This is a genomic window from Nocardiopsis yanglingensis (assembly GCF_045809185.1).
GTDB lineage: Bacteria > Pseudomonadota > Gammaproteobacteria > Xanthomonadales > Xanthomonadaceae > Stenotrophomonas > Stenotrophomonas yanglingensis.
In genome coordinates, this window is sequence record NZ_JBJNRH010000006.1 from 119,032 (window position 1) to 125,003 (window position 5,972).

Genomic DNA, 5,972 nt, shown 5'->3' on the forward strand with positions numbered 1-5,972 from the left:
GGGGGGGGGGTCTGCCGCCTGGGGTGGGAATTACCCGGCTTCTGGGGGGGGGGCCGCCCCGGGCCCGCCACTACCCTGACTTACTTACTGCTGACGTACTTCTCGCGGCGGATCTGCGGGTTGCCCAGGCCGGCGGCCTTGAGCAGCTCTGCACAGGCATCGACCATGTCCGGGTTGCCGCACAGGTAGGCGATGTCGGTGGCCGGGTCCGGCGTGAAGCCGGCCAGCGCCTGCTGCACGTAGCCGTGCTGCACGTCCGGGTGCGGATCAGCCGGCAGTTCGCGCGACAGGCACGGAACATAACGGAAGTTCGGGTGCTTTTCGGCGAAGCTGTAGAAGTCTTCGCTGTACAGCAGCTCGCCCGGGCTGCGCGCGCCCTGCAGCAGCACGATCTGCACACCACGTTCGGCCATGGCCTTTTCCAGCAGCGGCAGCATCGAGCGGTACGGGGTAACACCGGTACCGGTGGCGATCAGCAGGTAACGGGCATTGTGATCACCGGGATTCAGGCAGAACCGGCCATAGGGGCCGGACGCACTGATCTGCCCGCCCTGCTCCAGCGCCTCGAACAGGGCCGTGGCGGCGCCACCGGGCACGAAACTGACCGCGATATCCACCGCCTCGCCCGGGCCCAGCGCGTGGTCGTGGATGGTCGCCAGCGAGTAGCTGCGCTTGGTTTCGGTGCCGTCGGCGTAGCTGAAATGGACCTGGATGAACTGGCCGGGCTGGAAATCCAGCGGCTGTCCATCGTCACGCACGAACTGGTAGTGGCCGACGGTCGGGGCCAGCATGCGGCAGCCGACCAGCTTGAGGGGGAATTGAACAGGCACGACTTTTCGGGACAGTGTGTAGCCGGGGCAAGCCCTCGGGGTCTTCTATAATAGCCCCTCCCCGCCCCTCTCCAGCGCCAGCCCATGGGCGCGAAGGCTTCGAGCTTGGCATCCCAGAACGATACGGCGCCCGCCCTGCGCGTGCGCGACCTGCGCAAGACCTACGACAACGGCACCCAGGCCCTGAAGGGGGTTTCCCTGGAAGTGGCCCCGGGCGACTTCTTCGCCCTGCTCGGCCCCAACGGTGCCGGCAAGTCGACCCTGATCGGCATCATCAGCTCCCTGGTCAACCTCAGCGAGGGCCAGGTGGAAGTGTTCGGCAGCGACCTGGTGCGCAACCGCAGCGCCACCATGCGCCTGATCGGGCTGGTGCCGCAGGAAATCAACTTCAACCTGTTCGAGAAGCCCTTCGACATCCTCGTCAACTACGCCGGCTTCTACGGCGTGCCGCGCGAGGAAGCCGAGCAGCGTGCCGAAGAGGAACTGAAGCGGGCGCACCTGTGGGAAAAGGCACAGGTGATGAGCCGTACGCTGTCCGGTGGCATGAAGCGCCGGCTGATGATCGCCCGCGCGATGATGACCCGCCCGCGCCTGCTGATCCTGGACGAGCCGACCGCCGGCGTGGACATCGAGATCCGCCGCGACATGTGGCGCGTGCTGAAGGAGATCAACGCCGCCGGCACCACGATCATCCTCACCACGCACTATCTGGAAGAAGCCGAGTACCTGTGCCGCCACCTGGCGATCATCAACCATGGCCAGATCGTCGAGCAGGGGCCGATGCGCACCCTGCTGGCCAAGCTGGACGTGGAAGGCTTCCTGCTGGACATCGACGGTGACCTGCCGGCGCAGCTGCCGGTGATCGAGGGCGCGACCCTGACCGCGCCGGACCCGCACACGCTGGACATCGACATGCCGCGCGCAATGGACCTCAACCGCGTGTTTGCCACGCTCAACGAGTCCGGCATCCGCGTGCGTTCGATGCGTACCAAGAGCAACCGCCTGGAGGAGCTGTTCGTGCGCCTCACCGGCAACCTGGAGAAGCCTGCATGAGCACCACCGAGCTGACCGACGGCCAGCGCAACCGCATCGCACTGATGACCATCGTGCGCCGCGAAGTCGCCCGCATCATGCGCATCTGGGGCCAGACCCTGGTGCCGCCGGCGATCACCATGACCCTGTACTTCCTGATCTTCGGCAACCTGATCGGGTCGCGCGTGGGTGACATGGGCGGCTACACCTACATGCAGTTCATCGTGCCGGGCCTGGTGATGATGAGCGTGATCCAGAACAGCTACGGCAACATCAGTTCCTCGTTCTTCGGTGCCAAGTTCGGCCGCCACGTGGAAGAGCTGCTGGTCAGCCCGATGCCGAACTGGGTAATCCTGTGGGGCTACGTGGCCGGTGCCGTGCTGCGCGGCCTGATGGTGGGCGTGATCGTGCTGATCATCGCGATGTTCTTCACCCCGGTGCGCATCCCGCACCCGCTGGTGATGCTGACCACGGTGATCCTGGGCGCGACGATCTTCTCGCTGGCCGGTTTCATCAACGCGGTGTATGCGAAAAAATTCGATGACGTGGCGATCGTGCCGACCTTCATCCTGACCCCGCTGACCTACCTGGGTGGCGTGTTCTATTCGGTGAAGCTGCTGCCGGGCTGGGCCGAGGCGGCGACGCATGCGAATCCGATCTTCTACATGGTCAATGCGTTCCGCTATGGCCTGCTGGGCAGCAGTGACGTGCCGCTGCCGGTGGCCTACGGGTTGATGATCGGATTCGTGGTGGCGCTGACGGCGCTGGCACTGTGGCTGCTGCGCCGCGGCGTGGGCATGCGCAGCTGAGAGGTAGCTGCAGGGCCTGCGGCCCTGCACCCGCCGAATCAACGTCAACGTCAACGTCAAAAGCTGGAATTCCTTGGGTTGGCGGGGTGGGTCCGGTTGCGGGGGCCGCTGCAAGTACGTCCATGTAAGCTCGGTCGCCGCATCCATGCGGCTCACGCCCCCGCAACCGGACCCACCCCGCCCTCGACAGGTTCCCGCTGCTGTTGGTGGGTGTCGACCTTGGTCGACACGGTAGATCCACGCCATGCGTGGATGAAGCGTTCCCTGTAGAACCAAGCCGATGCTTGGCTCTTTTCGTTTCGGATTACGGCTAGGCTGTGGCGATGAAGATCACTTCCATTGCGTTGGACAAGGCCGTGTCGGACGGCCCCATCGATGCCTTCAGCCATGTCCTGCTGAGCGATTCGCCCACGCTGGATGAGGTGCTGGATTGCCTGGCCTCGCTGCAGACGGCTGATCCCCTTCATCGTTACCTGTGCACGCTCGATGATGTCGGCCAGTGCCGCTACACCAGCATGCATGCGTCCGATGACGAACGCATCGCGCTATACGAGGACGAAGACCCGGCGACGCCGGAAGACGCGCTGGCGGCACGCGGGCTGTTGCTGGCGCATGTGGTCGCGCAGCTTGAGCATTCCACGCATCGGCTGGAATGGACCACCTTGCCGGGCACCTTGCTATGCAATGACGCAGACATCGAGGCGCTGGTCGCTGCCAATGCGACACCGGATCTCATCATCGATGACGTGGTCTGCGTGCAGCAGGTGCCCGTGACCCGTGATGACCTGCTGATCGCCGCCCTGCCCAACGGCTACTTCAGCGCGGACTGGGACATCTTCCAGAACCACGCCCTCATACGGCATCTGCAGGAGCACTACGACTACCGCCTGTTCGGACTCGGCGCATCGTGGCTCGGTTTCCAGCGCGACCGCGCACCGTCGTCTGCAGAGGCGGGCGCGTTGGTCGCGGACCTGCAGCGCGTCTACGCGGCCGGAACGCACGACACGTGGTCACAACTGGCTGCAACGCTGGCCAACCGCACCACACTGCTATTGGGCTACACCGAAGACTTCAGCGAACAACTACCCTGAGCACCGCTCTACACGAGCGAGCGCAGCGAGCGACCCGCTTCCGCTCTTGATCTGCTTTCCGTGGTGGCCGCACCCGGAAACTGTCAGGGGTCGTGTGCGATGGGCTCGCGGGGGTATCCGCGCCATGGATGGCGCGGCTAAGCCCCCATGGACGGGTTCACGGCGTCCCCCGCGAACCCAGCGCACACGACCCAACTCATGAAACCAACTGCGCGAACCACCACGAGGGGCACCGCCGTTGGCCGCAATCTCCGGCACAATCGCACTCCTGATTCCCCAGAAAACGGTGAACGTGCAATGCGCATCCTGATCCTCGGCGCCGGCGGTACCGGCGGTTACTTCGGCGGTCGCCTGGCCCAGGCCGGCGTGGACGTGACCTTCCTCGTGCGCCCCGCACGCGCCGCCCAGCTGGACCACGATGGCCTGGTCATCCGCAGCCCGCTCGGCGATGCCAGCTTCCCGGTGCAGCACGTCACCGCCGACGCCCTGCCCGCGCTTGCCGCACAGAAGCCGTTCGATCTGGTCATCCTCAGCTGCAAGGCCTATGACCTGGACAGCTCGATCGATGCCATTGCTCCGGCCGTAGGCGCGAACACCACCGTACTGCCGATCCTCAACGGCCTGCATCACTACAACGCGCTGGATCTGCGCTTCGGCCGCGAGGCGGTGCTGGGCGGCCTGTGCTTCATCAGCGCCACCAAGGCACCCGATGGCGCCGTGCTGCATCTGGGCAAGCCGGCCAAGCTCACCTTCGGCGAGCGCGATGGCGGCGCGGCTTCCGCACGTGTACGTGCCTTCGCCGCCGCCTGCGCGCAGGCCAACCTCGATCACCTGGTCAGCGAGCACATTGGCCAGGAACAGTGGATCAAGTACACCTTCCTGACCGCGCTGGCCGCCGCCACCTGCCTGCTGCGCGCGGATATCGGCACCATCGTCGCCACCGATGATGGCGAGGCAATCGTGCGCGGCCTGTACGACGAATGCCTGGCCGTGGCCGAGGCTGCCGGTGAACCGATTCCTGATGCCGCGCAGGACACCGCACGCGGCACCCTGACCCAGGCCGGCTCGGCACTGAAGGCTTCGATGCTGCGCGATCTGGAAGCCGGCCAGCAGGTGGAGGCAGAACAGATCGTCGGCGACATGCTGGCGCGCGCACGCAAGGCCGACCAGGAAGCCCTGCTGCTGCAGGTCGCCTACAGCAGCCTGCAGACCTACCAGGCGCTGCGCAGCGCGTGAGCCAGACGTTGCAGGCCAGCACCCTGCCCTCGCGGGTGCTGATCCTTGGCATGGGCTGGAGCGGCTGTGTGCTGGCTCAACATCTGCAGGCATTGGGCGCACACGTCGCCGGCACCGTACGCGATCCAGCATCGGCACCACGCGATGGTCTGCTGCGCCATCAGCTACGTGCCGACGCCACGCCATCGCCCGCTCTGCTCGGTGAGATCGCGCAGGCCGAGGCCGTGCTGTGCAGCGTGCCGCCCGATGCCGAGGGTGACCCGGCACTGCGTCTGCTGTTGCCCGCTCTGCAGGCCAGCCCGGCATTGCGCTGGGTAGGCTATCTGTCGTCCACCTCGGTGTATGCCGACCGCGCCGGCGGTTGGGTCGACGAGCGCAGCGCAGCCGATGCCATTGAAGCAGCCGGCGTGCAGCGCCTGCGGGCCGAAGCACAGTGGCGTGCACTGGCCGAACAACGCGGTATCGCATCGGCGCTGTTCCGCCTGCCCGGCCTGTACGGTCCCGGGCGCAATGCCCTGCTGCAGCTGGCACAGGGACGTGCGCGCCACGTAGTGCGTCCTGGGCTTGTATTCAACCGACTGCACGTGGATGACCTGGCAACGGTCGTTATCGCATCGATGCAGCGGCCGTGCGTGAATGGGCTGTATCTGCCGGCCGACGACGAGCCGGCACCGCCGCAGCACGTACTGGCCTTCGCAGCGCAGCTGGGCGGGTTTGCGATGCCACCTGCCGTGGCCTGGGACGACCCTGCACTGAGCCAGACGCTGCGCCGCTTCTACGAGAGCAGCAAGCGCATCGACAGTCGTGGCACGCGTGAAGCGCTTGGGTGGAGACCGCAGTTTCCGACGTATCGGGAAGGGCTGCGGGCGCTGGCCGCTTCGCAACCTTGCGGCATCTGATGTGGTAGTGGCGGGGGGGGGGGGGGCCCCCCCCACCCCGGGCCGCCCCCCGGCCGCCCCAACCAAAAACCCCCC

General features: G+C 66.2%; 6 protein-coding genes. 5 read left to right on the forward strand and 1 reads right to left on the reverse strand.

The window, feature by feature from the left end; genetic code table 11:
* Positions 1-80 precede the first annotated feature (80 nt).
* On the reverse strand, positions 81-830 hold the full coding sequence (locus ACJ7C5_RS10750) for a ferredoxin--NADP reductase (RefSeq protein WP_024958208.1): 750 nt from the start codon (positions 828-830) through the stop codon (positions 81-83).
* Positions 831-935: 105 nt separating this feature from the next.
* Between ACJ7C5_RS10750 and ACJ7C5_RS10755 the strand changes: the two genes are divergently transcribed.
* The 5 genes from ACJ7C5_RS10755 (at position 936) to ACJ7C5_RS10775 (ending at position 5,897) form a co-directional block, all read left to right on the forward strand.
* The gene (locus ACJ7C5_RS10755; RefSeq protein ID WP_097049480.1) at positions 936-1,883 is read left to right on the forward strand and encodes an ABC transporter ATP-binding protein; all 948 of its coding nucleotides are present in this window, start codon (positions 936-938) and stop codon (positions 1,881-1,883) included.
* Complete coding sequence (locus tag ACJ7C5_RS10760; RefSeq protein ID WP_014038898.1) at positions 1,880-2,671, forward strand: ABC transporter permease; 792 nt, start codon at positions 1,880-1,882, stop codon at positions 2,669-2,671. The genes ACJ7C5_RS10755 and ACJ7C5_RS10760 overlap by 4 nt, the downstream gene beginning before the upstream one ends.
* A 323-nt stretch (positions 2,672-2,994) precedes the next feature.
* Complete coding sequence (locus ACJ7C5_RS10765; protein ID WP_412703876.1) at positions 2,995-3,762, forward strand: hypothetical protein; 768 nt, start codon at positions 2,995-2,997, stop codon at positions 3,760-3,762.
* 297 nt (positions 3,763-4,059) lie between these two features.
* Positions 4,060-4,998 (forward strand): 2-dehydropantoate 2-reductase, encoded by a 939-nt coding sequence (panE, locus tag ACJ7C5_RS10770; RefSeq protein WP_412703877.1) that lies wholly within the window; start codon positions 4,060-4,062, stop codon positions 4,996-4,998.
* The gene (locus ACJ7C5_RS10775; protein WP_412703878.1) at positions 4,995-5,897 is read left to right on the forward strand and encodes a Rossmann-fold NAD(P)-binding domain-containing protein; all 903 of its coding nucleotides are present in this window, start codon (positions 4,995-4,997) and stop codon (positions 5,895-5,897) included. Before panE ends, ACJ7C5_RS10775 begins: the two co-directional genes overlap by 4 nt.
* The last annotated feature ends 75 nt before the right edge of the window (positions 5,898-5,972 follow it).

Bases quoted from the DNA above. Each gene is read 5' to 3' on its own strand.
- ACJ7C5_RS10760 (WP_014038898.1), top strand. From the start codon at position 1,880: ATGAGCACCACCGAGCTGACCGACGGCCAGCGCAACCGCATCGCACTG.
- panE (WP_412703877.1), top strand. From the start codon at position 4,060: ATGCGCATCCTGATCCTCGGCGCCGGCGGTACCGGCGGTTACTTCGGC.
- ACJ7C5_RS10765 (WP_412703876.1), top strand. From the start codon at position 2,995: ATGAAGATCACTTCCATTGCGTTGGACAAGGCCGTGTCGGACGGCCCC.